This window comes from Xylella taiwanensis (genome assembly GCF_013177435.1).
GTDB lineage: Bacteria > Pseudomonadota > Gammaproteobacteria > Xanthomonadales > Xanthomonadaceae > Xylella > Xylella taiwanensis.
The window spans coordinates 2649194-2675491 of sequence record NZ_CP053627.1 but is presented as its reverse complement, the minus strand read 5'-3'; the positions used below and the strand labels follow the sequence as shown (position 1 = coordinate 2675491).

Sequence of the window (26298 nt, the reverse complement as noted above, 5' to 3'; positions counted from 1 at the left end):
TAGTGTTGTTTGCGTTCGATGTTTTCCAGATGTTGCAAGTGAGTTTGAATGCTGGGGTGAATGTCAGTGAAACATATGTGGCCGCTTATACTGCGCCGATTGTGATTCTTGCATGTGCAGCGGCAGGCAATACTCTGGGCGGAGACGTTGAATGCGTGTACTGATTCTAGGAAGTGGCGTCATCGGTACGACCAGTGCATGGTATCTGGCCAAGGCGGGTTGCGAGGTTGTGGTGGTTGACCGTCAGCCTGGTTCTGGTTTGGAGACCAGTTATGCCAATGCTGGTCAGCTTTCATTTGGTTATACCTCGCCCTGGGCGGCGCCAGGTATTCCGTTAAAGGCGGTTCAATGGTTGTTCGAGCGGCATGCGCCGTTGTCGATTCGTCCAACGTGCCATTGGCATCAGTATCTTTGGTTGGCGCACATGTTGCGTCATTGCACGGCCAAACGCTATGCATTGAATAAGTCGCGTATGGTGCGTATCACGGAGTACAGCCGTGAAAGTTTGGATGCGTTATCTGCTGAGACCGGGATCGTATTCGAGGGGCGCCGCTTGGGTACGACGCAATTGTTCCGGACCCAGCAGCAGCTTGATGCCGCTGCTCGAGATATCGAGGTCTTGGCGCAGTACGGTATTCCATACGAGATACTCAGTCCGGACCAGATTGCCAGGTTCGAGCCCGGTTTGGTCGATGGTGGTGCCGGCTTAGCGGGTGCACTGCACTTGCCCAATGACCAGACGGGGGATTGCCATTTATTCACCCAACGGTTGGCTGCATTGGCTGCTGGGCGTGGTGTCGAGTTCCGTTACGGCTGTACGGTGCAACGCTTGGAAGTGGAGGGTCGTCGTGTCGTCGGTGCTTGGATCGACGGCATGCTGGAGCGTGCTGATTGCTGTGTGGTAGCGCTCGGCAGCTACTCGCCACCGCTATTGGTGCCCCTGGGCCTACGCTTGCTGGTGTATCCGTTAAAAGGGTTTTCGTTGACGTTGCCCATTGTCGATGCGTCGCGTGCACCCATCTCCACGGTGCTCGACGAGAGTTACAAAATCGCGATCACTCGTTTCGATCAACGTATCCGTATTGGTGGTATGGCGGAGGTGGCTGGTTACGACTTGTCGCTGAATGGGCGTCGCCGCGCCACGTTGGAGATGGTTGTGCAGGATCTGTTCTGCGGTGGTGGTGATCTGGCGCGTGGTGAGTTTTGGACTGGCCTGCGCCCGGCGACGCCGGATGGCACGCCGGTGATTGGTGCCACGCCATATGCCGGTCTGTTTCTTAATACAGGCCACGGTACCCTTGGTTGGACCATGTCGTCCGGTTCGGGTCGCTATCTGGCCGACTTGATATGTGGTCGACCCGGTGGGATTGACGGTGAAGGATTAGACATTTTCCGCTACCTGCCACCCACTGTTTGCCGCCCGTAAGAGACCATATCTGTGCGTCCCGCTCATGCTGTAATTGATTTGGATGCGTTACGGCACAATTATCGGCTTGCTCGCCGTGTTGGCGGCGGCAAGGCGCTGGCCGTGGTGAAGGCGGATGCGTATGGCCACGGTGCGGTGTGGTGCGCGCAGGCGCTGGAGGCCGAAGCGGATGGTTTTGCCGTGGCGTGTATCGAAGAAGCGTTGGAATTGCGTCAAGCCGGTATACGTGCACCGATCCTGTTGCTGGAAGGCTTCTTCGAGGCTGAGGAGCTGGAGCTGATTGCCGAGCACCGGCTGTGGACGGTGATTGCTTCGCCGTGGCAGGTGCGCGTGCTGGCGGCGTTCCACAGCCCGTATCCGATTGGGGTGTGGCTCAAGTTGGATAGCGGGATGCACCGGCTTGGCTTGGATCCGCAGGAGTTCCGGGAGGCGTGGCTGTCCCTCTGCAGTCTGCCGCAGGTGGGTGAGATGGTGTTGATGACTCATCTGGCTTGTGCTGATGAGTTGGACAATCCCCGTACCAACGAGCAGGCCGTGGTTTTTGCACATGCTTCCCGCGGGATGGCGGCACCAGTGAGTGTGTGTAATTCATCAGGTTTACTCGGCTGGGCAGGGTTGCCCAGTGATTGGGCCCGGCCTGGGTTGATGTTGTACGGCGTCAATCCTTTCCCACAGGAGAGGAATTCACTGACTGGGCCATTACGTCCGGTGATGATGGTGTATTCGAAGGTTATAGCGGTGCTTGAGCTGCCTGCCGGCGAGCCGGTTGGCTATAGTGCATGCTTCGTGACGGAGCGCCCGACCCGGGTTGGGGTGGTGGCGATGGGCTATGCGGACGGCTACCCGCAGTTTGCGTCAAATGGCACGCCGGTCCTGGTCGATGGTCGTGTCTGTCCGCTGGTTGGCCGGGTTTCGATGGACATGTTGACCGTAGATCTGACCGATCATGTGCAGGGGAAGGTTGGCAGCCAAGTGCAATTGTGGGGTGTGCAGCCGAGTGCGGCTGAACTTGCGGCACGCGGTGATGTGAGCGCTTACCAGTTGTTGTGTGGGCTCAAGCGGGTACGTCGGTGCTACCTGGGTGAGATGGGGCCAGTCTGAGTGTTGTTGCTGATGGAGCAGCTGTAAATTTTGCTGGTTACTGGTGGCAACGTTCACCACTGTTGGGTTTCTAATGGTGTTCAGACTGTTTTGGAGAGACGCTTTATACCGCCGGTTGGTTCTCTTTGCACCTGTGTTGCGAGCATACGTCGTGTGGTGATCGGTGGCTGATGTATCACGTTGCTTTACTACGGTGGTGGTGGTTGTGGTGGTGCGACTGGAGGAACCGTATGGGTGCAGCCTGTTGTCCGGGTTAAACAGCAAAGCGGTTGCCTGTTCAGGTTAAATGGGTGTCTGACTGGCTAGGTGACGTGGCGTTTTTACGATGGCGTGGGTGTGACCTGTCAGTGTCGGGTTTGACAAGGGTGAGGAGGTAGAGGTGATGCATTGACATGGGTTGAATATGTATGCTTGGGTTTTTCGGGTATCTTTGCTGTAGCGATCTAAATTGTTATGAATTTCGCGTGATTCGTGTGACATGTGTTGGAGGCCATCGGATCATGTTCTCGACTTGATATCGACACGGTGCGTGCTTGGATAGTGTGTCGCCCGGTGCAGATCAGTTCCGGAGTCAATGGCCGCCACTGCAGGTTTTACCTAGTACGGATTTTCCCTTGGACACACCGCTTCCGCTTGCTTCACACCCACTCGGCATTCCATCGGATGTCTACCGGGAGATGCTGCACACCCTCGACGCTGGCTTTTGCATCGTGCAGGTGGTGCTGGAGGACGATCATCCGGTTGACGGTATATTCCGCCTGACCAACATCAGTTTTGGTCGCCATCTCCGGCTTGGTTCGGTGGTTGGGCAATCCCTGCGCGACATCATGCCCGAGTATGAGCCGGAATGGATTGAGCGTTATGCTGGGATTGCGTTGACTGGGCAGCGTGTGCACTTTGAGGCGCGCGCGCGCGCGCTGCGCCGTTGGTACTCGGTAGAAGTGATGCGGGTGGGACCACCCGACGAGCGGTTGGTGGGGGTCCTGTTTATGGATATCACCGAGCACAAGCGCATGGAACGTCGGTTGGCTGAGAGCGAGTTGCGTTTCAACATTCTGGCGGATGGGTTGCCGATGCCCGTGTGGGTATTCGATGCACAGGGCGTCATGCGGTTCGTCAATACGGCTTATGGAGAATTCTTCGGTGTCGATCTGACCAGTGGCACGGTTCCAGGTTGGGATGCGGTGTTGCATCCGGAGGATGTGCTGATATTCGAGTTCAAGTTGAGTGCAGCACTGAAGAAACAGAGCGCCCTGCGTACGTTGGTACGGGCACGCCGTTACGACGGGCAATGGCGTTGGATTGAGATGAGCGCCACGCCGCGTTACTCGCACGATGGTCAATTTATCGGTCTGACGGGGACCAGCCCGGATGTGACCGAGCGTCGCGAGATCGAGCTGGCGCGTGAGCAGTTGCTCAAATCCGAACGCACTGCGCGTAACGAAGCTGAGAATATGGCGCGGTTGAAGGATGAGTTTCTGTCCACGCTCTCGCACGAGTTACGTACCCCGTTAACGACGATCCTGGGTTGGAGTGAACTACTGCTGCAGCGCATTGATGAGCATCATCCCAGCTATAAAGGGTTGTCGGTCATTGCCAGCAGCGCCAAGGTTCAAAAGCGTTTGATCTCGGACATGCTAGATCTGAGCAGCATGCTCCTAGGCAAGATGCAGTTGGAAGTAGAGGTGCTGGATTTAGTGGAGCAGATCCGAGAGGTGATTGGGTCGCATGAGCAGCTTGCCGAGAGTAAGGGTCAAACGTTGCTTCTGAGAGCGCCGGAGATACCGTGCTTGGTGTTGGGCGATGCAACGCGTTTGCGGCAGGTATTCGAAAATTTGCTGTCCAACGCGATCAAATTCACTCCAAACTATGGCTCCATTGATGTGGAGATCCATACGGATGGTGACTGTTTTCGAGTATCGGTGACTGATTCTGGTGATGGTATCGCTGCCGAATTTGTACCGCACTTATTCAGCCGGTTCCGTCAGGCTGACGGTACGACGACACGTTGCCACGGTGGGCTTGGTCTGGGGTTGGCGATTGTGCAGAATCTGGTGGACATGCATGGTGGCCATGTTGGTGCGACCAGCCCGGGACTTGGCAAGGGCGCGACTTTCACGGTGTGGTTGTCGCGTTACGTATGCGCTGTCAATGTCACCGATACTGCGACCTGCGATCGATGGGTTGAATGAGTAAGTGATCAAGGTGGGTGTATTGCAGGGCTTTCATGTCCCGGTTGTTCAAGATGAACCGGGCAGGTGTGAGTCATAGAGGTTGAAATAACCTCGCTATTTAATGCTGCTGCTGTTTGTGTTGTTGAATGGGTACGTGGCGCATGTAGGGTGAGGCGTTGCTATACAACATCGATAGGAAACCCGCGTTTATCCCTTAGTGTTGTTAAATCGATGGTGATGACGGGGTCAGTTTGCAGCATTGATTGAATGTCTTCGAATCCGTTTGCTTAACTGCCGGAGTGGGGTGTGGAGACAGGATTTGAATCGGTGCGCTCTACTGAGTTCATGTTGCTGTTGATCCACCTAGCCGTGTTGCTTTCACGGATCGGCGCGTCGTTCGCTGATATTAATGAGCGCTGGCGGATTGATCGGGATCACCACAGGAATATCTTCCCGTGTGAGTGTGGCCGTCATCGACATGAAAGTGCTGAGTGTCGATGGCGCTGCGTTGTTTGGTGGGTAGGTGAGTGGATCTTGCCTGCTGGCTTGGTGAACATGGATGTCGGTAGATCTAAATGGCCCATGTTGTAGTGAACTGAATATCGGTCATGAGTCAGCTTGAAGAATGGTGTTCAGGCAAAGAAGGATGCAGGGAAAAATCAAGTTTTATTTCGCAGGCAATGTTGAGGTTGGCGGCCGCCAAGATTAGAGTGTGCAAGTTGGTGCGGCGTGGAGCGTCATGCACGTGTAGATGGCGAACGTTGGTTGGATTTTATTGATTTAATGAGCCGTATCTGACGACTGGTTTGGCGTTTCCATATAACGCTGTGCACAAGAAAAAAGAAAGGCATCCACCCTTTCAACCTCGGAAAATGCTTTGGCTTTCTCTATGTAATGCGTGTTGGTGTTGGCTCACGCGATTACTTCCATATTGGCTTTAATGATGGAGGCGTGACACTCGTCATCTGGAAATAAGCGCAATGCTAAGAATCTGCTGGCTCATACTGTGAATCCAGGAGCTTTTGCGCTGTTCTGGCCGTTGGTCGGGGAGACAGGATTCGAACCTGCGACCTCTACGTCCCGAACGTAGCGCTCTACCAGACTGAGCTACACCCCGAAGTAAGCATTCAATCGTACGGGGATTCTAAAATATTGACAAGCACTTCGAATGATTCGGATATATTGCCGCAGTTTTTAAAAAGCACACTGTATCTATTGCTTGTTGTGCTCATCCGATGGAGTCCCTGAAAGCCGTTAAAAAACTATTTGAACAAGGTCATGCCGATGCAAGATACCCGCCTGACTTTGTTGGTATGGAGCACGTGCTGCTATCCAGTCTGCTATTCGGAACTTTGCAGGCTGTTGTGAGCCGCTCTAATGTGTTGTCAGCCACATGAGGATCTGTATCTGCGACAGATGGGGAGAGTCAGAAAAACAGGGTGATGAATACAGTTTGGAAGCAGAGCGCTATTAAGCTTTCGATGGTCAGCCGTGCTGGAGCAATATCGTTGCACGATGTGGAGTCAGAGCAGTGTATGTTGAATCGCAAAGCGATCCCGTTGCCGATCTAATGCTTTTGCTGTATCCGTTGCAAGCGTAAGAAGGTGGTCTCGCGTTACTCACTGCAAATGACAGTGACTCATAAACATTGAGCACTGCGGTGGTGTTTTTTCAATAGGCGGATGCTCCAAAAAACACCTTCAACCAGAACCATTGGTATTTGCACTCGTTTCCTTCGGTTTCTTAGGTAGATAAAGCAGTGGATCGACGGGTTTGCCGTTGTAGCGGATCTCGAAATACAGCATACGGCCCATCTCGGCGATTTGTTGGTTTGCTTTGACTGTTTGTCCCTCATTGACCAGGCGTTTACGATTATGGCCGTAAGCAGAGATCCACTGCTCATTGTGTTTGATGATGATTAATTCGCCGTAACCGACCAGTGCTGATCCGGAATACACCACCATGCCGTTGGCAGCGGCACGAATGGCTTGACCGTTGTTGCCGTTGATGCTCACGCCTTGTTTGGTGGTTTCGCCGGCGGCGAAATTACTGACGACAGTGCCATCGGCTGGCCAGGACCAATTGAAACCGCTGCTTGGCGGAGCGGTGCTGGCTGTCGTCGGGGATGGGCTTGAGTTTATTGGTTGGGGCCTGGTCGCTTGTGTGGGCGGGCGGGTGCTCGATACAGCGGTATCTTGTGGATACAAACGCAGTACTTGGCCCGGGTAAATGGTGTTGGATGAAGGCAGCCGGTTCCATGTGGCGAGATCTTGAGGTGTAACACCAGTGCGGCGTGAGATCGCGTACAGTGTGTCGCCCTGTTTCACAACCACAGTTTGGTCGGGTTTGACGATGGAGGTGGAGGGCGTGCGTGCGTTGTTTGTATTGTCGGAACGCATGACAGTGGCCGTGCCGCATGCAGTGAGCCCTAGCACGAGTGCTGCTGACAGGAATAGCTTCGATCTCTGCATTTACTTCTCCATCATCCAAACTTGGTCTTCCATACGGCCCAGCCAACCAGGCCGATCAGGATCGCGCTGGTGATCCAGCCAAAGGGTTCAATCCATCGATGCAGTAGGGTTTCGGCGCGTTTGCCGCCAAGTTTGATCGCACCAGCGACTAAGTAGACCCGCTTACCGCGGCCGATCAGCATGCTGCTCAGGAATGGCAGGAAAGGCACGCCGACAATTCCGGATGCCCAGGTGAATACTTTTAACGGGATCGGGGTGAAGCCGACCAACACGAGCAGCCAAAAGGCACGCCATGGCGACTCGAACACGAGATGTTGCAGTTGGTGTACTTGCGTATCTATCTTTTCAGTCCAGCCCAACCATGCGATCAGTGGTTGCATGGCCGCGAACGCAAAGTGGCCGAGTAAGTAACCCACCATGGCGCCAGTGAGTGAGCCGAGTAAACTCAGTGTGGCGAACCACAGTGCCTGACGTCGGTTGGCGACTGCCATCGGTGCCAGCATGACTTCTGGTGGTACGGGAAAGATAAATCCTTCGAAGAAACTGAGTCCTGTGAGTAATACGGGGGCGTAACGATGACGGGACCAGATGATCGCGCGATTGTACAAAGGACCGAATATTTTCATCGACGATGTCCTTAAAAAGTGGATTTAATCCGACATCCCTGACAGCAGGGATACAAATGTGACAGGTTCTAAAATCTCTTGGGTGATGCCACCGTGGATGGCTCGCGTGAGTTGCACGAGCGATTGTCCTGAAGCGGTGCCGACAGGAGCCACCAGGCGCCCGCCCACTGCAAGTTGTTCGACCAGAGTGCCGATCAGTGTGGGTGCTGCTGCTGTCACCAAGATGGCGTTATAAGGAGCGTGTTCTGTCCAGCCTATGTGCCCATCATCGTGCTTGCTGCGTATGTTCATGCCAAGCTGGCGGAAACGCTTACGTGCTTGACGCAGCAGTTTGCCGATACGCTCAATGGTGTACACCTCTAATCCCAGCGACGCCAAAATGGCGCTCTGGTAGCCAGAACCGGTACCGATCTCAAGTATCTTTTTTGGGGCAACGCGCAGTATAGCTTCGGTCATCCGTGCGACGACCCAGGGTTGCGAGATGGTCTGTCCATGGCCGATGGGCAATGCGGTGTCTTCGTAAGCGCGTAGTGCCAATGCTTCATCAATAAACAGATGGCGTGGCACCGTGCGAATTGCATTGAGTGTCCGTTCGTTTTGGATGCCGGATTCGCGCAGGCGTTCGACCAAGCGGTCGCGGACACGCTGTGAGGTCATGCCGATCCCCACGGCTTTCGCTTGCAGGCACAACCGTGCCGTCATGTTGGCCAGTCCATGTGTGCGGTGAGTCCGTCCACCCATCGGGTGACGTTCTCCAGGGCTTGGTAACGTGTCAGATCGACGTGAATTGGGGTAATGGAGATGTGTTTGGTACGTACCGCGTGGAAGTCGGTTCCTGGACCAGCGTCCTGTTCAGGGCCGGCGGGGCCAATCCAATAGATGGTACGCCCGCGTGGATCGGTCTGTGTGACACAGGGGGCCGAGCGGTGACGATTGCCAAGCCGGGTCACTTTGAAGCCTTGTATCTGCTGCCAAGTCACATCGGGGACGTTGACGTTGAGGATGGTGTCGGCTGGGAGCGGGTCGGTTTTCAGGTGCGCCACGATGCTTATCGCGGCGTGTGCGGCGGTTTCATAATGATGCGCTTCCTGCACTTCGTGGCGGAGAGTGACCAACGATACGGCAACTGCAGGTAGCCCGAGGAAGCGTCCTTCCATGGCTGCCGAGACGGTGCCAGAGTAAATCACGTCGTCGCCGAGGTTGGCAGCGTTGTTGATGCCGGAGACGACGATGTCTGGGTCGTAGTCCAGCAGGCCGGTCAGTGCCAGATGCACGCAGTCGGTTGGTGTGCCCGCCACACTGTAGGTATGCATATCGATTTGCTTGGCTCTGATCGGCACGTTCAAGGTCAGTGAGTTGCTGGCACCGGAACGGTCGCGATCCGGGGCAACGACCATCACCTCGTGTCCGGCATCGCGTAGGGATGCCGCTAAAATCTTGATGCCGGGAGCGTCGACACCGTCGTCGTTGCTGACAAGAACGCGCATTAATGTTGTCTTGAGTTGAAGGTCATGCTGTTACACGATCGGGCCATGTACCAAATTTAGGGGCCAACACCGCGATGCAGTGATGCTGTGTGTTTGGCACGGCTTTACATGATGCCTCGCACCCGGTTCCCAACGCTACTCGATCATGGACTAAGCTTGTGTTTGGAGCTGCTGGATGAGCCTCACAACGCCAATAAGCCCGCGTGTTGTCAGAGTGTGCAAATGCCTTCCAGGATTGGCATGTTTCAGGGATGCGCTGCATCGAATGTTTCTTCAGAGGCAAGATTCTAAACGTATCGTCGTGTGGTTGCTCAACACTGCCAGTATGGCGGTTGGCACTTCGGTGGGCGATGACTCAGTACTGTGGCAATGGCCTGGTTCCAGTGTCTGGACATTTAAGCCGTGCTTCCCAGAAGGTTGCTTCGTCTCCGCCACACCAGGACCAACACGAACAGCGTATGCATCGGTGCCGTGTGTTTCGCCTGTTGGCTTTGATACGCGCGAGCTGACTGCTGAATGGGATGGAAGAAAGGGAAAAACATAAATATCCCATCATCGTACCGTGAAGTTGCATCAAGCCGCTTACTGTGGAAGGAGACGTCATGATGGATGCTACTGAGGGAATCGTTTCGCGGCAATCGCAGAGCGTTTTTTCTGCTTGTTCTTAATGGTGCGGTATTGCTGAAGTGGTTGGAAAATCGCTCGATCAGATGCTGTGATGGGTGATAGAGCGCGGTTGTCGTCGTGTACTGCATTTGGGCTTAAATTTTCAGGGAATCACGGTTGGTTTCATTGACCTGTTGCAGTGATTCGACCGTATAGCGACTCACATTGTAGGTGTGATTGCTGGTAACTCTTGCAGCGTTCGAATCCTGCAACGATGTTAGTGTTGCTTTCAGAGTGCGCACGTGCCTCGATATCACATGTCATGTGTGGCGCCAAGCCTATTCGGCTCAGTGTATCGATCGTGCAGTGAAGATGGAGTGCTCAGACCATTGAGGCTGTGTCGCGAATAATATGCAGCGTTTCTGCTTTGACTGAGTGTCACTGCTGAGATATCCATCTGTGCTGATATACAGCGCTGCTTGGCGAAGCAAGGCGGAGTTCATACTGTCATTCAGAAATAGCGTTTCTATCTGCAAATAACAGTCCAATCCATGATCGCCGCTGCTTTCCAAGAGCACCGTGGTAGCAATGGATGGTGTATCGATCAACAGGAAGAAGCTTGGCAACGTTTCCTGCTTCGATCCACGGGATGCCCTACTCAGCGCAAGGCCATGCAGGGGGTTGAACATGCGTTGCAGGCCAAGTCTGAGCCATACGGAGCAGCGTGTATGACCTGCCAGTAGGTGAAGTCTGAATTGGTTGCGTGGCTTCTGGTGGTGATCGGAGGCCAATGCATCGTTGAGCGATCACGCGGTGGTCTGACGATTCCGGACGAACAGAAATGTCATTGCAGCGCATCTTTGCAACGGCAAGCCAAGTTGCAAACAGTGGTTGCCGATCGCCTCTGGATCGAGGCATTGCCCAAGGGTAAGGGGTTACGCCCATGCGTGTCCGTAACCCTGTGCCCGGCATGGGATGTTCATCAGGGTGGGTTGCATCCGAAAAGGCGGACCACGGCCACGCTCGAGAAGGGCATATCGTGCATTAACTAAATGCCAGCACGGTGTCTATGGTGTTGGAGTAGATATTGATCACTCGGTGTGCAGCGTGTCGCTGCGTCATGACGTGCTGCATTCACGGAGTGACTCGATGTTTTAAGGTGCCAGTCAATCCGATGCATGTGCAGCGCTAGGCTGACCTACCTATCCATTATTTATTTATATAGATCCATTGGCAGAACAGGTGCGTCGTGCCATCAGCCATTGAAGATTTAAGCATCATGCGTGTTCACACTCACTGATCTCAGGGGCAGCACCGAGCCCTGCATCGGATGGATGATTGGATCAGGTGACGTGAACGGTAACCGTCGCATCCAACATGAGGAACGAGGATAGCTAAAAGGAATGGCATCACTGCATGCACGGCATAGTCTGCGTAGAAAGAGGAGGTGACCATGTGTGTCTCGAATCATGGTGCCTAGACGCGGCGTGACACACACGGTGATGCCCCAGGTGCTGCTTCATCGGGGACCTGCGTCTCTTGCTTACCGTCTTACCGTTTTTTGTTTGAGTGATGGCGTGCAGTGAGAGTTGAACTTTCAAGCAGCGAAAGAAACGCTTGGAACGGCGATATACCGATGTAAAGAGACTGACCGATCTTTATGGGCATGTGCATCTTGTGTCATCCGTCTTTGGAGTCTTTCCCGCTTTTGGTTCGTCGTTCTTAGTTTTATCGTGTACCACGATGTATTGATGGCTGCTTCCGAAAGGTGTCGGATGGAAAGCACCGCTGTCCTGTCGTCGTGGAGTTCTACTGTTTCCGCGGGAAGCGTAATTCGCCCAGAGGGCTTGCCATGCGAAACGGTACTGATACCAGATGCAGATTGCGATTCAGTTGTACTGCGAAGTGCAGATGGGGAGCGGTGCTGAAGCCGGTATTGCCTGACAGTCCTAAGCATTGCCCGGTCGTCACACGGTCACCCTGGTGCACGGCGATGCCGTCCGGGGAGAGGTGTGCGTACACGGCCATGCTGCCGTCTTCGTGCAGGATCCGAACCAGGTTGCCACCCCCGGCATGGCGACCATTCGCGGTTGCTTCCTGAAAGCCAGTTTGAACTTCCATGACCAGTCCCGCACGTGCAGCCAGGATTGGGGTGCCCTTGGGCAGGGCAAAGTCCAGCGCATAATAGTTGGCATCGTCCTGGTGGCTGAACAGGCCGCCAAAGCCCTGGTCGATTCGAATGGGAGTGGTGTCGAACGGCACACGGTAGACGCTGCCATCGGCGTATCCGCTCGGATCCCCTGGAACGACCTCTAAGTGAACATCCACGCCCTGTTGCAGAGTGTCTTTACTCGGATACAGATAGGCCAGTGCAATGCACTGCCCTGGGCGCAGCAGTGCGGTGCTGGGTAATGCGGGGGCGGCCTGTAACGGGACTGAGCCAGTTGCGATCAAGCGTACTTGCGCCGGTCCTGCCAGTGGATTGCTTGCCTGTGCGGTGTAGCTATCACCGTTGCGGCGCAGATCCAGCCAGGCGTTGGGTGCGGCGGTGCATGAGGTGGTGGACACGGCGCTCCGTGGCCACAATGTGGTGCGCCAGTCGGGCCGATGTTGGGCCGTGACGGGTGTCGCAATCATCGCGATCACGACGACAGCAGGCAGGTGGAACCGAGGCGATGGCATGGTGTCGAGTGTGAACGCGCGCAAGAGAATGGAGGGATGATAGGTGCCGATTTCCAATCGAATAAAATATATCTTTCTATCCGTATGGAGCGATTGACATGAGTGTGGTGGGCTGGCATTTTGGCAGAGCCATCGAGACCGGCGGAGGGATAGGGACCGTGATGCTGGAGTAGTCAGTGAAGCGCGTAAAGCGCCAGGGTTTGGTGCCACATCCTGCGGGGACTTTCGTGTCTGCCAAAAGAGAGTTCGAACCGTGCCCTTTCCACGACGCACCCGAGTTTCCGCCAAGCTCGATGGCCGTTGCATTGCTGGATACCACCATGATCTCCGTAAACCATTCACCTTCATCCACTCCGTGCGCCTATACGTCCATTCCGGATGCCGACGGCCAGATTGCTATTCGTGGTGAGATCATGGTGACTCTGTCGATGTGCCATGCTGGATGGATCAATCTACGCTTGCGTTATGAGTTGATGGGCTGCGCTGATGCGCCGGTGGTGTTCGTACTTGGTGGTATTTCTGCACATCGCCACATTGCGGCTACTGCGCGCTTTCCGGAGAAGGGCTGGGTTGATGGGTTGGTCGGCGCTGGCCGTGCGTTGGATCCGGGGTGTTTCCGCCTGCTTTCGTTTGATTTTCTGGGTGCCGACGGCCAACTTGATGTGCCGATCGATACTGCTGATCAGGCCGATGCCATTGCTGTGTTACTGGATAGGCTAGGTATCACCACGTTGTATGGTTTCGTCGGTTACTCATACGGGGCGCTCGTTGGTTTACAGTTCGCGATCCGTCATCCGGGGCGTGTGCATCGAATGATCGTGGTGAGTGGCGCACATCGGGCGCATCCTTATGCGGCGGCTTGGCGCGCGCTCCAGCGCCGCGCCGTGGCGCTGGGTCAGTTGCAGTGTGCTGAGCACCAGGGTTTGGCACTGGCACGACAGTTCGCGATGCTCAGTTACCGTACCCCGGAGGAGTTTGGCGAGCGTTTTGATGCCGCGGCGGAACTGATCAATGGTCGGGTGCGTGTGGCGGCTGAGGACTACCTTGACGCTGCCGGTGCACAGTACGTCGCCTGTACCCCGGTCAACGCTTACCTGCGTCTGTCTGAATCGATTGACTTACATCGTATTGATCCAACGAAGGTGGCCGTGCCTACGGTGGTGGTTGCTGTCGAAGGAGATCGTTTGGTACCACTGTCCGATCTCGTCGCGCTGATTGAGGGCTTGGGCACGCGGGGCAGTCTGCGTGTGTTGCGTTCCCCCTATGGCCACGATGCCTTCTTAAAAGAAACCAATCGCATTGATGCGATCCTCACGACTGCGCTGCGTTCCACTGGAGAATCCATATGAGCATCCATGATACCCACCAAGGCGCGTGCCGCGTCGCCACTTCCGCGGTACGTGCTGGCATTGATTCCGACACTGCTCATGGTGCAGTGACACCGCCGCTTGTGCTTTCATCCAACTTCTCGTTTGAACGTTTCGGTCATAAGCGTAAGTACGATTACACCCGCAGTGCCAACCCGACGCGCGATCTGCTCGGCGAGGCGCTAGCGGAGCTGGAGGGTGGTGTCGGCGGTGTGGTCACGGCCACGGGGATCGGTGCGATTACGTTGGTGTTGAATACATTGCTTCAGCCGGGTGATCGCTTGGTCGTGCCACATGATGCTTACGGTGGTAGCTGGCGTTTGTTCAATGCGTTGTCCCAAAAGGGGCACTTCGAGCTCATCACGGTTGACCTGACCGATCCACGGTCGTTGGTTGAAGCGCTGGCAACACCGCCGAAGCTGGTACTGATCGAAACTCCCTCCAACCCATTGCTGCGTATTACTGATCTGCGTGAGGTGATTGCGGCGGCACATCGTGTTGGCGCGTTGACCGTGGTCGACAACACCTTCATGTCGCCGTTGTTGCAGCGTCCTTTAGAGTTCGGCGCCGATTTAGTGCTGCATTCGACCACTAAGTACATCAACGGTCACAGTGATGTGGTGGGCGGCGTTGTTGTCGCGCGTGATGCGGAGCGACATCAGCAGTTGGTGTGGTGGGCGAACGCGCTGGGCCTGACGGGCTCGCCATTCGACGCCTTCTTGACGCTGCGGGGGTTGCGCACGCTGGAGGCGCGTTTGCGTGTGCATCAAGAGAACGCCCATATGATTGCAGCGTTACTTGAGGGGCATCCTGTGGTGAAGCGCGTGTATTACCCAGGTTTAGCCTCGCATCCGGGACATGCGCTAGCGGGGCGGCAGCAAAAAGGCTTCGGTGCAATGATCAGCTTCGAGTTGAAGGGCGGGGAAGAGGCGGTGCGTGCCTGTGTCAGTGGCTTGCGCTATTTCACCCTGGCTGAGTCGCTGGGTGGCGTTGAGAGTTTGGTCGCCCACCCGGCTTCGATGACGCATGCCGCAATGACGCCCGAAGCCCGGGCTAAGGCAGCTATCTCTGACGGACTGCTGCGCTTGTCGGTGGGGATCGAGGCCAGTGAGGATTTGATCGCTGACCTAGTGGCTGGTTTGGGGCGTGCCCAGGCCGTATTCGACGGTGCGGAACGTCAATAGAGCAAGGCGTGAGTACGCGTATGCGGACCGTGTGTCCATCGGTGTCGGTGGTAGCTACTGCCATACTGATGTACACAGCGTCTCTGGTAGCGGTGTCATGAGCGGCATAGTGACGGTATGCGCTGCGCTGGCATTGTCGTGCTGATCTTGCTGTGACGCAGGTTCCGATGTGCTACGCGGTGCCATGCACACTTGGCGTAATCGGGACATGTGTTTTGCCGATGTTATTGGCAGCGTCATCCTGGTGATGCCGATACAGGGCTTGCTCTAGTGTGCATGCTGCATCGCGTCGCAGGTTTGGTCAGGATGCGGTGTTGGAATGTATGCAGGCTATCTGCGACGTGCGTGATGTGCATGGCATCCACGGCCCTGCCTGCATGCATCTGATCGTAGGTGTATTGCTTTAAAGTTCCGTCGTTGCAACGTCCGTGCGTCGTATTTAGCAACGTTATCTTTGGCTTGAGATGCGAGGTTTCTTCAAAGTGTCCTGGGCGTGATCTTTGAATGATGGATCGGCGCATCCAGGGATGGAGAACGTTTTGGATGGTATCTCACTGTATTTGTGGGTGTGTTGAGTCAGAAAGTGAAAGTAGCCGGTGGTGCGATGGGCGCGTGATGCGGTGCTTCGGACCTGTGTTGGAGCAGAACACGGTTGATACCCGGATGCTGCGCAGTGTCAACATACGACTTGCAGCGCTGGATCTCATGTTCATGTGTTGCACGATCGTCGCTGTTGCGTTGCATGCAAGATGTTGGTGAAGTCGTTGACCTGGCGTGCGCCATCACGTGTCATCTGGGAGTACCAGTTGAGCGTGTTGCTGCGCTTTTTCTTCGTCGAGCGTTGCTTTGCTTTTTTTGTTATGACGCATGACGACATGTGCAGTGGGTCGTGAGGCGAATTTCTCAAGGCACGATGTGCCATCTGCCAATCCACTGGCTGCTTTTGTTGCAGGATGTTGCGGATGCATCGCGCGTCACGGCTTCTTTGCGATATCCGGCCCATCTTGCTTCATGGCGCATGATCAGGTTGTACGAAACTTGGATCTTGGGGATGAGGAGCGATGGTTGTGTTTTGCATCAATCTCTTCAGCATGTCGCCAGTCAATTTTTTAAATGCCAGCGCTGTGTTTTCGTTGTGTTAAATCATGGAAGTTGATACGTGCTTTAACGGTTTCTTTGGTTGCTGAATACGGCGTTGTTTTCGGCATGGTTTGAGTTGAATGATGCATGCGGGGTTGATCAGGACATGCGGTTTTCTCTTCATCTGGAGAGGGCCTCTGAATGATCCAGGTGTAGCATGCCAGCGTGACCTGCATGACTGACGTGCAGGGTTTGGTGTCCGGCGTTGCGGAGTGACCGATCTATCTTCCCTGTGTTCGATCCGGTGCAGGTATGTGCAGGGTAGTGAGGCGGCTTGTTGATCCGTGTGGAGTGGATCAGGGCGGTGATGCCATGTGCTGACACCATGGTGTTATACCTTCCATCAGGTGTCGAAGGTAAGCTGCACGCATTGCAAATGGAGATGTGTCATGGGACACGACCATACCCATGTACCGAGTGAGATCCGTCACGAGCGCCCCTTGCGGTGGGCGCTGGGGCTGACGTCGGGTTTTCTGCTGGCCGAAATCGTTGCTGCGGTGCTGACACGCAGTTTGGCACTGTTGTCCGATGCTGCACACATGGCCACTGACACGTTCGGGTTAATGATCGCACTGGTTGCCGTTCGCTTGAGTCGGCGTCCGCCTGACGCGCGCCGTACCTATGGCTACGCACGGTTGGAGGCGCTTGGGGCGCTGGCTAACGGTGTATTGCTGTTTGGTGTCGGTGGTTACGTCTTGTGGGAGGCTGTGCAGCGCTTTCGTGCTCCGCAGGAGATTGCGTCCAGCGGTATGCTCGTCATTGCTATCTTGGGTTTGGTCATCAATCTGATCGCAATGCGTTTGCTGCATGCTGGCAGTGGTGAGAGCCTCAATATGAAGGGCGCTTACCTTGAGGTGTGGAGCGACATGCTCGGTTCGGTGGCTGTCATCCTTGGTGCGATCGTGATCCACGTGACCGACTGGTACTGGATTGATCCTGCGCTGGCTGTTTTGATCGGGCTTTGGGTGTTGCCGCGGACTTGGGTGCTGCTACGTGAGGCCGTCAACGTCTTATTGGAAGGTGTACCGAAGGGGTTTTCATTGCCGCCCATACGTGATGCGCTCAGTAACCATCCTGATGTGGCCAGCGTGCATGATGTGCATCTGTGGGCCGTGGGATCCAGTACGCCGTTGCTGACGGCGCATATTGTTGCCGCCCAAGGCAGTACACCGGATGCGTTGCGTCGCGTGTTGCAGGATCTGCTGCATGAGCGCTTTAGTATCGATCATGTGACGTTGCAGATTGAGATCGAGCATTGTGGTAGCGAGCCTTGCGAGGCAGGGCGGCTCTAGCGCTTCAATGGTTGACTGTCGTCGTGATTGCACGTGTGACGGGTGCCATCTTTTGGGGAATACGATGCCGTGTGCCGAGGCACTGTCTGAAATATGGACCAAGCTGCCTTCATCAGTGCTTGATACTGGAAAGTTTCAGAGAAACGCCTGGGACGACGTGATGCTTAGGGGCAAGATCGAAAAGGGGCTACTCACTCGGGATTTAGATCATGGCGAGCTTTTTTCAATCTCATGACGGGGTTGAATATCTTTGGATTTGACAAGGTATCTTTTTTTTAATTGCCCCGCTGGGGACTCAACCAGATGCCATGAGAGAAGCGCGAATATTATCGTGACGGCGGTCGAGAGAGCCAATGCACTCCACATGGTCAGGTGATCCCCAAATAGAAAAATGATGGTTTGTTGTACTGGGAACGCATAGAGGTAAACGCCATATGAGAGGTCCCCATAGCGTCCAGCGTGTCTGATGAATGGTGTCGCAGCTATTCCGAAACGGATCACCAATGCAGGGAGGAGTAAAAACAAGGCGGTATATTTTTGACCGATAGAGAAAAGTAAACTGCTGACTATGCTGAGAGCGAGCAATATTGATGTTGTGTGTGCAGTGAAGAACGATCGGAAGTAATACAGGCATATTCCATAGCAAAAAAATACGCCAAGTTGTAAGTGTAATTTCCAATCCGGGTTATTTTGTGCATCTTTGATGACGAAGACGAATATAGCCAATGCGGTGACAGCGATCAGTAAGAGAAAGCGATTGCGAAGTAAGCCAACGACGCCAAGTGCCATCAATATCAAATACCAACGGAATTCTATCGGTAGTGTCCATAAGGAACCATTGACTGCATTGGGAAATGGATTCGTCACGAACACCCCAGGAAGCTCGTAGCGAATGATCAATTTCAATACGCGGAAATAATCCCAGGTCTTATGGTTAATAAAATAGTGATTGATAGGTTCTGTCGAAACAATGGGCCCAAGAAAAAGGACTGTAATGCAGGTCACGACAATCAATGCGGGCCAAATACGCAACATGCGTTTTGCCAGAAATCGCCAAATGGATGGATCATGGTCCCAGCTTTGAGTAACTAGATATCCGCTGATCGAGAAAAAAATAACAACTCCCAGCTTTCCAAGATCAAAAGACGTAATGTTAGGTCCACTGTTCCCAGTTAACACCAATTGATGGCTAAACAAAACCATATAGGCTGCAACAAAACGGAGGAAGTCGAAATTATTCGATATGGTGTTTCTTGGCATACAGGATTGTTTTTTACGGGGCGGTATGATGCTGCACGATGACAGGAACTTTTTTGATGCTTCTGAATAGTTTAGATACTGATATGAATCAATCGATTTATTTTAGAAGCTATTGAGTACTCAATCTTCATGGCGGTTGGGCAGCGTCTGTCCGGTCATAGAGTAAGGATCATTCTCCCTCACCTATTTTGAGTTGTTCATGAGATCTGTTTCTTCCTAGCTATGCCGAGGGGAATCGTTTTTTAATGTCCATAGCGATGCTCAGGCTATGGAGATGGGTATGGCATCGTTGGCAGTCACAGCAAAAGGACAGGGCGCACGTAAGTGGGACTTGCTGGAACATGTTGGTATCACATCGGGGGAGTCAATCGGCTTTGAGACGCTGTCCGATGGTGAGTCTCAGGTGTGAGCAGTGCAATCGACCGAAATGGCTGACGATTTCTTCCACGTCTTCGACGGTAACGTGAAGAAGAGAAGAGATGAACAGCATGATCGCGGGTGGGTAGGCCAGTGCACTGGACCACCAATAAAGATGCCTGTGGATGTTAACGTGCTGGTGGTCCGTTTGGGGATGTCTTGCGCTACTTCATGACACCCCGCTGTACAGACGGACATCGACCATCTGGCTCGGTGATGGCCGAACCAGAAGGTGTTGTTTGAATGTCGATAGGCTGGTTGGGTGGGGCGGCGGGCATGTTGACTTCACTTTGGTGAAGAGACCGGCTTCTTGGGGAGATACAAGTCGGTGATGGTGCCATCGTAGACTTCGGCGCTCATGCCAATGGATTCGCTCAACGTTGGGTGTGCGTGGATGGTATGGCTAATGTCCTCGGCTTCGGCACCCATCTCGATGGCCAATCCGATCTCAGCCAACAGGTCGCCCGCATGCACGCCGACGATCGCTCCACCGACGATTCGGTGTGTGTCTGTGTCGAAGAGCAGTTTGGTGAAGCCTTCGGTGCGGCCGATACCGATGGCGCGACCGCTGGCAGACCAAGGGAATTTAGCGACGCCGATCTTCAAGCCTTTAGCCTTCGCTTCGGTTTCAGTCATACCAAGCCAGGCGATTTCCGGGTTGGTATAGGCCACCGAGGGGATCACGCGTGCGACCCATTCTCGACGCTTGTCGAGTCCGGTGTCACCCGCGGCGACTTCGGCGGCAAGTTTGCCTTCGTGTGTGGCCTTGTGCGCTAGCATCGGGTGACCGACGATGTCGCCGATTGCAAAGATATGCGGCACGTTGCTGCGCATCTGTCGATCGACCGGGATGAAGCCGCGCTCGGTGACGCTGACGCCCGCTTTTTCGGCACCGATGTTGTTACCGTTGGGTGTACGTCCGACGGCAACCAGGACTCGATCGTAGGTCGATGCCTTCAGTGTCGGTTGCTCACCCTCAGTGGCTGCTTCGAACGATACGGTAATGCCTTTTTTGTCGGTTTTGACGTGCGTCGCTTTGGTCTTCAGGTGTATTTGGATGCCCTGCTGCTTCATACGGTCAGCCAGCGGCTTGACCAGATCCTTGTCGACGCCGGGCATGAGTTGATCCATGAATTCGACGATGGTGACCTGGCTGCCCAGTGCGTTGTACACGGTAGCCATTTCCAGACCGATGATGCCGCCACCAACGACGAGTAGTTTCTTCGGTACTTCGGTCAGTTCCAGTGCGTCAGTGGAGTCCATCACGCGAGGGTCGTCCCACGGGAAGTTCGGTAACTTCACTGGGTGTGAACCAGTGGCAATGATGCATTGTTCGAAATGCAACCGTTGGGTCTTGCCGTCCGCACAGGTGATTTCCAGCGTCTTTGGCGAGACGAAGCTTGCTACGCCGGTCACGGTGCGTACCTTGCGTTGCTTGGCCATCCCTGCCAAGCCGGCAGTCAGCTTGCCGACCACGTTCTGCTTGTGCTCGCGCAGTGTATCGAGGGTGATTTTGGGTTTGCCAAAATCGACGCCAAATGTGCTGGCATGTGCGACTTCGTCGATGACGGCCGCGGCGTGCAGCAATGCTTTGGAAGGAATGCAGCCGACATTGAGGCAGACACCGCCCAGGTTCGGGTAGCGTTCAACGAGCACTGTATCCAGGCCGAGGTCAGCGGCGCGGAATGCGGCGGTATAGCCTCCGGGACCGGCACCGAGTACGACCATGTGGCACTCGATATCGGCATGTTTGCGCTCGGCGGATGCTGGCTTGGGAGCTGGTGTTTGGGGTGGTGGAGGCGGTGGTGACGTGTTGTCCGACGTGACCGTGTTGGTTGGTGAGGTGGCAGCAGCTGTGTCCTCGGTGTCCAGCAGCAGGATGACATCGCCTTGTGAAAGCATGTCGCCGACGTTGACTTTCAGCTCCTTGACCACGCCGTGACTCATTGACGGCACTTCCAGGGTGGCTTTGTCCGACTCCAGTGTGAGCAGCCCTTGATTCTTGGCCACGTTGTCGCCAACGGTGACAAGTACTTCGATGACCGGCACGTTGCTGTAATCGCCGATATCGGGAACCTTGATTTCAATCACCGCCATGTGTGTCTCCTGTTGCTCGGTGGGTAATTTCGGTCAGTGTCTTTTGGAATGCTTCGAGGAGCATATCGAGGTGTTTCCATGACGTTGGGGTGTTTTTTTATCTTTACTGTTCCGCGACTTCCATTGGCATAGAGGTTGACTTTGAGCGGTGTTCAAGGGGGCGTGTGACTGGGGCGTTGATCGTTGTCACGCATTCTGCTGAGCATGGGATACGCCATGCACGCCACAGTGTCCTTGAAAGGGTGGCATCGACCAACACGGCCTGTACGGTGCTCCAGTCTGTCGCCCGGCCGTAGGGATAGGGGGCTGTTTGAGGATTGTTTGCTGCGCAGGTCTCTGTTGGGACCTGGGTTGGAAATTTGAGCATCAACACATGTGCCATGTGGGGGGCATTCCTTTTGGCGTCATTGCTGGCACTGCATCACGGTATTTGGTGATTTTCTGTTCCCTGGTGTATTGATGATGATTCATTGGCTGCGTTGCACGCTGGGCTAAACTGCGCATGCATTGGTACGTTTCTGTTGACAGCAGCCAAGTGCAGGCCAGGTACGGTAATAACACGGGCTGGATCACAGCAGTACACGCCGCATGTCGGCGAGCATTTGGCTCAGGTAGGTGGTGAAGTGTGCGGCCAAAGCACCGTCGATGACGCGGTGATCGTAGCTCAGTGACAGTGGCAACAGCATTTTTGGCACGAATTGGGTGCCATCCCAGATCGGCTGGATTGCCGATTTGGATACACCCAGGATCGCCACTTCGGGTGCATTGATAATGGGAGTGAATGCGGTACCTCCGATGCCACCCAATGAGCTGATTGAAAAGCCGCCGCCACTCATGTCTGCTGGACTGAGCTTGCCGTCGCGTGCCTTCTTGGCGAGTTCGCTGGTTTCTTGTGCGATCTCTACCACACCCTTTTTGTCTACGTTGCGAATCACCGGGACGACGAGCCCGTTTGGTGTATCGGCGGCGAAGCCGATATGGAAGTATTTTTTGAGTGTGAGTGTTTCGCCAGTGGCATCGAGCGAGGCGTTGAATGTGGGAAATTTCTTCAGTGCGGCTGCGCTTGCCTTGATCAGGAAAGCGAGGACAGTCAATTTGATGCTGGTCCCGTTCTTATTGGATGCGGCATTTTCCTTATTAATTTGTACGCGAAGGGCTTCCAGTTCAGTGATGTCGGCCTGATCGAATTGGGTGACGTGTGGGATCATGGCCCAATTGCGAGCAAGGTTGGCGCCGGAAATTTTTTTGATTCGGGATAAAGATTGGGTTTCTATTTCGCCGAATTTGCTGAAATCCACATTCGGCCAAGTCAGTAGGGCGAGGCTACCATTCGCTGTGACTGGAGCGGGAGGTGTCCTGCTCTCAGGGATACCAGTACTTAAGCTGGTCTTGACGGATTTTTGTACGTCTTCGCGGGTAATGCGTCCGTGTTTCTCGCTGCCTTTGATCTGACTCAGATCTACGCCCAGATGGCGTGCAAGCAGGCGTACTGCAGGGCTGGCATAGGGCACCTTGGACGGTAGAACGGTGTTGGCATCGAAGGTGATCGGTGGGGTGCTTGGTGTGCTTGTCGAGGATGGTGGTGCGGCGACTGTATCGCGCGCAGGGCTGGAATTGGGTGGCAACACTGGTTGGCTTGGGGCTGGGGCAAGGGTGGTGCTCTCCCCGCTTTGAACCACTGCGACGACATCGCCCTGCGACAAGGTGTCTCCGACTTTGACATTGACCTGTTTGATGACACCCGCTACGGATGAAGGCACTTCCATGGTTGCTTTGTCCGACTCCAATGTGAGCAGGCTTTGGTCTTTGGAGACGGTATCGCCAACGGTCACCAGCATCTCTATGACCGGTACATGGTTGTAGTCGCCAATATCGGGGACACACACTTCGATTAAGTTGCCGCTGACCAGGGGCGACTTGCTGGGGGCGCTCGTGGTTGACGTGCTGGCGGCCATCGGTATGGTGGACCCGGCAGCGTCTTCGGTGACTTCAATTAATGCAACGACATGGCCTTGCGATAAGGTATCGCCAACCTTGACTTTGATTTCTTTGATCACACCGGCGGTTGATGAGGGGACTTCCATGGTTGCTTTGTCAGATTCCAAGGTGATCAGGCTTTGGTCCTTGGAGACGGTATCGCCAACGGCCACTAGGACTTCGATCACTGGGACGTTGCTGTAGTCACCGATATCGGGGACAAAAACTTCCTTGATTTCGGTCATTACAGTGCTCCGGCTACAAACATTAGGGATGTCTATTGTGGCTGGGTCAGGGCGCAGCGCCAACCAGTGTTGCTGGGTAATAAGGTCAAAAATTAAGTTCGGTGTCGGCCAGGAAAACTTTTCTATAAAAAAATTGCGCTGTTCTCCGTGAGCGCATCCGGTGTTGAGTGGTATGGGTGCTCAGTTTGGCTTCAGTGCGTCGGCTGGCTCAGCCCAGGAGGGGGTGCTGCAAGACGCTGTTGATGGTCATGGCGGTTGTACTGGCGTTGACGCCAGCGGTTTAGGGTGGTCGAACGCAGTTTCTTGTTTTCGATGGGGTTATCCGTGGTATCGATCGCAGTATAGAGGCTGCCATTCAATGCATCATCAACATGGCGTTTGGCTCGCCAGCCGATGCTGGGTAAGTTGAGGTCTGGCAGCGCATATATCGCTGCTTGAGCTGCGCTTGATGTGATGTATGTGCGCGCTTTGTGCTGATGTTGCTGTGTTTGCTTGGCGTGCATAGCACGCTCTTTGCTTTAATCATTGCACATGTCGCAGTTGGCTTGCGGCGTCGAGGATTTGGAGGACACGCAGATGGTCGATCTTTTTTAGGACGTGGACTTCATTGGATGGCTTGCTCGCAGGTGGTGAGGGATATCAGATGTATGTCTCTGTTGGCAGCATGCAAATGAAAAGAAATGCCTTGTTGCGGTACCGGAGTCGGCATGAATCAGGTGGCAGGTATCCTTGGAAGCACATGGTGATAGCGATTGTCTCACTCGGGTAGACAGATTAGGCCTGCGGGTACGTATATGTTGTCCATCATGTAAGGGTTGTTGCTGGAAATGCAGATCCGTGTATATGTTGGGCTGTATATGATCATCAGCGTATCGCCTGCACATTGCGTAGGCCAAAGGGGCGCACGAATCCAGCCGGTTGCCGGCCCCTGTTGGATGTGACGCGTAACAACAATATAACGAGACGGGTTGCATTCATCTGGTGCGGTAAGATCGCGTCGCGGCAAACTTTGCAGGAGCAAATGATTCGCTTCAGGGAGCAATTTAGCGAGATGACATGCTCCGGTTATGTATCATTATGCTTTTGATATTTTTGCTGAATTAATTTCAGTGTACAGTGTCACGGTTGATAAACATTCATCATTTGGATCGGAAGCGTTGCACTTCCCCATTCCAAGGGTGAAAATGAACAGTTGAGGAACTAGGAGAAACCTTCACCATGCGTAAAATTTCACTGATCGGCCTAGCTGCTATGAGTATGCTGGCCTTTACCCCGTCAGCCTTTGCGTGGGGGACGGCGTCTTCCAGCGACAACGCCTCCGGTAAGCACTGGGCACTGGTTGGCGGAGCGACGATTCTGCAACCAAAGAAAGGTTCCGGGCAGAATGGGATCAAGTTTGATGGCGATGTTGCACCAACGCTCAGCGCTAGCTACTACATTGATGATCACTGGGCAGTCGAGCTTTGGGGCGCTGCTAAAAAGTTCAATTACCGCACAAAGACAGCAACACTGGGTAAAGTTGGAAACTTGAGTCAACAACCGGTGGCGTTGAGTGCGCAGTACCATTTTGGTCAAGCGGAAAACGTGTTCCGTCCGTTCGTTGGTGTTGGTTACTCTCAATCTAAGTTGAAATTCACTCCGGAGGGAGCAAACGTTAGTACCTATACGGACAGGAATTTTACCCTCCGTGGTGCAATCGCCACAGCCGGTTTAGATATGAATATTAATTCAACTTGGTTCACCCGTGTCGATACGCGTTACATGCGTTTTGGAAAGAACTTGTTAGTTTCAGGTTCAGGTATCGATCAGAACCGCAGACTGGATCCCTGGTCTTTCGGTTTCAGTTTAGGCGCGCGCTTCTGAAAGTTGTAATGCTATCTAATGACAGCGTAATAAAACGGGCCCTTAGGGCCCGTTTTGTTGTGTGCAACGTGTGCTTTGCAGACAATTTTTGACTCATCTAGAACGCGGGTAACACGGCGCCGCCATACTTCTTATCGATGAAGCGTTTGACTTCTGGACTGGTCAGTGCTTTTGCCAGCTTTTTTACCCGTGGGTCGTCTTTGTTGTCTTGACGTGCGACCAGATAATTCGCATACGGAGAGTCTTTATTTTCGATCACCAATGCATCTTGAGTTGGTTTCAAGCCGGCACCCAGGGCGTAATTGGTGTTGATCAGTGCCAAGTCGACCTGGTCAAGCACGCGCGGTAGCATTGCTGCATCCAACTCACGGAATTTCAACAGCTTAGGATTGGCGAGGATATCGCGCTGAGTGGCCAGCATGTTGTTAGGGTCCTTGAGTTTAATCAGTCCAGCTTGATGCAGCAGGATGAGCGCACGGCTGTTGTTGCTTGGATCATTTGGGATCGCTACGTCGGCTTCTTTCGGCAATGCGTTCAGTGATGTATAGCGGCGTGAGTAGGCACCGAATGGCTCGATGTGCACACCAACGACGGCCATCAGATGAGTCTTACGGCTCCGGTTGTATGCCTGCAAATAAGGCTCGGTCTGAAAGTAGTTGAGATCGATTTGTTTCTGAGCCACTTGGTCATTGGGTTGCACGTAATCGTTGAACACATGTATGTCGAGTTGGATGCCCTGCTTGGCCAGCGTTGGTTTGACAAATTCCAAGATCTCAGCATGTGGCACCGCGGTGGCAGCAATGCTGAGGTGATTGTGGTCGCCGCCAGAAGGACCACAGCCGACCAAGATGAAGGCGGCAGTAAACAGTAGGAAATGCTTCAT

Annotated in this window: 18 protein-coding genes, 1 tRNA gene and 2 pseudogenes; 8 read left to right on the top strand and 13 right to left on the bottom strand. The window is 54.2% G+C overall.

The window, feature by feature from the left end; all coding sequences use genetic code 11:
• Positions 1 to 151: 151 nt before the first annotated feature.
• From PLS229_RS11250 to PLS229_RS11240, 3 genes are all read left to right on the top strand, one after another.
• Positions 152 to 1426, top strand: a complete 1275-nt coding sequence (locus PLS229_RS11250; RefSeq protein ID WP_038269817.1) for a D-amino acid dehydrogenase — start codon at positions 152 to 154, stop codon at positions 1424 to 1426.
• A gap of 12 nt (positions 1427 to 1438) precedes the next feature.
• Positions 1439 to 2527: an alanine racemase gene (alr, locus tag PLS229_RS11245; RefSeq protein ID WP_038269820.1), complete on the top strand. Its 1089-nt coding sequence runs from the start codon at positions 1439 to 1441 to the stop codon at positions 2525 to 2527.
• Between the two features lie 677 nt (positions 2528 to 3204).
• Positions 3205 to 4719, top strand: coding sequence for a PAS domain-containing sensor histidine kinase (locus tag PLS229_RS11240; protein WP_081755387.1), 1515 nt, complete (start codon positions 3205 to 3207; stop codon positions 4717 to 4719).
• Positions 4720 to 5741: 1022 nt separating this feature from the next.
• On the opposite strand, the gene PLS229_RS11235 is transcribed toward PLS229_RS11240, so the two are convergent.
• The 7 genes and pseudogenes from PLS229_RS11235 to PLS229_RS11210 form a co-directional block, all read right to left on the bottom strand.
• Positions 5742 to 5818, bottom strand: a tRNA-Pro gene (locus PLS229_RS11235).
• Positions 5819 to 6401: 583 nt separating this feature from the next.
• A pseudogene (locus tag PLS229_RS11230) lies at positions 6402 to 7046 on the bottom strand (peptidoglycan DD-metalloendopeptidase family protein); the annotation flags it as partial.
• Between the two features lie 137 nt (positions 7047 to 7183).
• On the bottom strand, positions 7184 to 7798 hold the full coding sequence (locus PLS229_RS11225) for a YqaA family protein (protein WP_038269827.1): 615 nt from the start codon (positions 7796 to 7798) through the stop codon (positions 7184 to 7186).
• A 24-nt stretch (positions 7799 to 7822) separates the two neighbouring features.
• The gene (locus PLS229_RS11220; protein WP_038269829.1) at positions 7823 to 8500 is read right to left on the bottom strand and encodes a protein-L-isoaspartate(D-aspartate) O-methyltransferase; all 678 of its coding nucleotides are present in this window, start codon (positions 8498 to 8500) and stop codon (positions 7823 to 7825) included.
• Positions 8497 to 9285 carry a 5'/3'-nucleotidase SurE gene (gene surE, locus PLS229_RS11215; protein ID WP_038269831.1) on the bottom strand — a complete coding sequence of 263 codons (789 nt, stop codon included), beginning with the start codon at positions 9283 to 9285 and terminating at the stop codon, positions 8497 to 8499. The genes PLS229_RS11220 and surE overlap by 4 nt, the downstream gene beginning before the upstream one ends.
• Positions 9286 to 10238: 953 nt before the next feature.
• Entirely contained in the window at positions 10239 to 10580 is a 342-nt protein-coding gene (locus tag PLS229_RS12050; protein WP_038269832.1) for a hypothetical protein, read from the bottom strand.
• 1120 nt (positions 10581 to 11700) lie between these two features.
• On the bottom strand, positions 11701 to 12573 hold the full coding sequence (locus PLS229_RS11210; protein WP_038269928.1) for a M23 family metallopeptidase: 873 nt from the start codon (positions 12571 to 12573) through the stop codon (positions 11701 to 11703).
• Positions 12574 to 12893: 320 nt separating this feature from the next.
• Between PLS229_RS11210 and metX the strand changes: the two genes are divergently transcribed.
• Together metX and PLS229_RS11200 are read left to right on the top strand one after the other, a co-directional pair.
• Complete coding sequence (gene metX / locus PLS229_RS11205; protein WP_038269931.1) at positions 12894 to 13922, top strand: homoserine O-succinyltransferase MetX; 1029 nt, start codon at positions 12894 to 12896, stop codon at positions 13920 to 13922.
• The gene (locus tag PLS229_RS11200; RefSeq protein ID WP_038269836.1) at positions 13919 to 15124 is read left to right on the top strand and encodes an O-succinylhomoserine (thiol)-lyase; all 1206 of its coding nucleotides are present in this window, start codon (positions 13919 to 13921) and stop codon (positions 15122 to 15124) included. Before metX ends, PLS229_RS11200 begins: the two co-directional genes overlap by 4 nt.
• A gap of 1109 nt (positions 15125 to 16233) precedes the next feature.
• Here PLS229_RS11200 and PLS229_RS12045 read toward each other — a convergent pair.
• Positions 16234 to 16440, bottom strand: a complete 207-nt coding sequence (locus PLS229_RS12045) for a hypothetical protein (protein WP_152536559.1) — start codon at positions 16438 to 16440, stop codon at positions 16234 to 16236.
• A 213-nt stretch (positions 16441 to 16653) separates the two neighbouring features.
• Between PLS229_RS12045 and PLS229_RS11195 the strand changes: the two are divergent.
• Positions 16654 to 17538: pseudogene (locus tag PLS229_RS11195) on the top strand (cation diffusion facilitator family transporter); the annotation flags it as partial.
• Positions 17539 to 17763: 225 nt separating this feature from the next.
• Here the strand turns inward: PLS229_RS11195 and PLS229_RS11190 are convergent.
• The gene (locus tag PLS229_RS11190) at positions 17764 to 18816 is read right to left on the bottom strand and encodes an acyltransferase family protein (RefSeq protein ID WP_051482233.1); all 1053 of its coding nucleotides are present in this window, start codon (positions 18814 to 18816) and stop codon (positions 17764 to 17766) included.
• A 280-nt stretch (positions 18817 to 19096) separates the two neighbouring features.
• Between PLS229_RS11190 and PLS229_RS12510 the strand changes: the two genes are divergently transcribed.
• Entirely contained in the window at positions 19097 to 19225 is a 129-nt protein-coding gene (locus PLS229_RS12510; RefSeq protein ID WP_267903163.1) for a hypothetical protein, read from the top strand.
• Between the two features lie 293 nt (positions 19226 to 19518).
• Here the strand turns inward: PLS229_RS12510 and lpdA are convergent, their stop codons facing one another.
• From lpdA to PLS229_RS11175, 3 genes are all read right to left on the bottom strand, one after another.
• Positions 19519 to 21330 carry a dihydrolipoyl dehydrogenase gene (lpdA, locus tag PLS229_RS11185; RefSeq protein WP_038269840.1) on the bottom strand — a complete coding sequence of 604 codons (1812 nt, stop codon included), beginning with the start codon at positions 21328 to 21330 and terminating at the stop codon, positions 19519 to 19521.
• Between the two features lie 569 nt (positions 21331 to 21899).
• A complete protein-coding gene (aceF, locus tag PLS229_RS11180) occupies positions 21900 to 23552 on the bottom strand; it encodes a dihydrolipoyllysine-residue acetyltransferase (protein WP_038269842.1) in 1653 nt (550 codons plus the stop codon).
• Between the two features lie 191 nt (positions 23553 to 23743).
• On the bottom strand, positions 23744 to 24055 hold the full coding sequence (locus PLS229_RS11175; protein ID WP_038269844.1) for a hypothetical protein: 312 nt from the start codon (positions 24053 to 24055) through the stop codon (positions 23744 to 23746).
• Between the two features lie 715 nt (positions 24056 to 24770).
• Here PLS229_RS11175 and PLS229_RS11170 point away from each other — a divergent pair.
• Positions 24771 to 25415, top strand: coding sequence for an OmpW family outer membrane protein (locus PLS229_RS11170; RefSeq protein ID WP_038269846.1), 645 nt, complete (start codon positions 24771 to 24773; stop codon positions 25413 to 25415).
• Positions 25416 to 25512: 97 nt separating this feature from the next.
• Here the strand turns inward: PLS229_RS11170 and PLS229_RS11165 are convergent, their stop codons facing one another.
• The gene (locus PLS229_RS11165) at positions 25513 to 26298 is read right to left on the bottom strand and encodes a MetQ/NlpA family ABC transporter substrate-binding protein (protein ID WP_038269848.1); all 786 of its coding nucleotides are present in this window, start codon (positions 26296 to 26298) and stop codon (positions 25513 to 25515) included.

What these genes read in the sequence shown, in the direction of transcription:
- aceF (WP_038269842.1), bottom strand. Translation starts at nt 23,552, where the DNA reads ATGACCGAAATCAAGGAAGTTTTTGTCCCCGATATCGGTGACTACAGC.
- PLS229_RS12045 (WP_152536559.1), bottom strand. Translation starts at nt 16,440, where the DNA reads ATGCAGGTCACGCTGGCATGCTACACCTGGATCATTCAGAGGCCCTCT.
- PLS229_RS11175 (WP_038269844.1), bottom strand. Translation starts at nt 24,055, where the DNA reads ATGCACGCCAAGCAAACACAGCAACATCAGCACAAAGCGCGCACATAC.
- PLS229_RS12510 (WP_267903163.1), top strand. Translation starts at nt 19,097, where the DNA reads ATGGCATCGTTGGCAGTCACAGCAAAAGGACAGGGCGCACGTAAGTGG.
- PLS229_RS11200 (WP_038269836.1), top strand. Translation starts at nt 13,919, where the DNA reads ATGAGCATCCATGATACCCACCAAGGCGCGTGCCGCGTCGCCACTTCC.
- PLS229_RS11225 (WP_038269827.1), bottom strand. Translation starts at nt 7,798, where the DNA reads ATGAAAATATTCGGTCCTTTGTACAATCGCGCGATCATCTGGTCCCGT.
- PLS229_RS11165 (WP_038269848.1), bottom strand. Translation starts at nt 26,298, where the DNA reads ATGAAGCATTTCCTACTGTTTACTGCCGCCTTCATCTTGGTCGGCTGT.
- PLS229_RS11220 (WP_038269829.1), bottom strand. Translation starts at nt 8,500, where the DNA reads ATGACGGCACGGTTGTGCCTGCAAGCGAAAGCCGTGGGGATCGGCATG.
- surE (WP_038269831.1), bottom strand. Translation starts at nt 9,285, where the DNA reads ATGCGCGTTCTTGTCAGCAACGACGACGGTGTCGACGCTCCCGGCATC.
- PLS229_RS11210 (WP_038269928.1), bottom strand. Translation starts at nt 12,573, where the DNA reads ATGCCATCGCCTCGGTTCCACCTGCCTGCTGTCGTCGTGATCGCGATG.
- lpdA (WP_038269840.1), bottom strand. Translation starts at nt 21,330, where the DNA reads ATGGCGGTGATTGAAATCAAGGTTCCCGATATCGGCGATTACAGCAAC.
- PLS229_RS12050 (WP_038269832.1), bottom strand. Translation starts at nt 10,580, where the DNA reads ATGTTCAACCCCCTGCATGGCCTTGCGCTGAGTAGGGCATCCCGTGGA.
- PLS229_RS11240 (WP_081755387.1), top strand. Translation starts at nt 3,205, where the DNA reads ATGCTGCACACCCTCGACGCTGGCTTTTGCATCGTGCAGGTGGTGCTG.
- PLS229_RS11170 (WP_038269846.1), top strand. Translation starts at nt 24,771, where the DNA reads ATGCGTAAAATTTCACTGATCGGCCTAGCTGCTATGAGTATGCTGGCC.
- PLS229_RS11190 (WP_051482233.1), bottom strand. Translation starts at nt 18,816, where the DNA reads ATGCCAAGAAACACCATATCGAATAATTTCGACTTCCTCCGTTTTGTT.
- metX (WP_038269931.1), top strand. Translation starts at nt 12,894, where the DNA reads ATGATCTCCGTAAACCATTCACCTTCATCCACTCCGTGCGCCTATACG.
- PLS229_RS11250 (WP_038269817.1), top strand. Translation starts at nt 152, where the DNA reads ATGCGTGTACTGATTCTAGGAAGTGGCGTCATCGGTACGACCAGTGCA.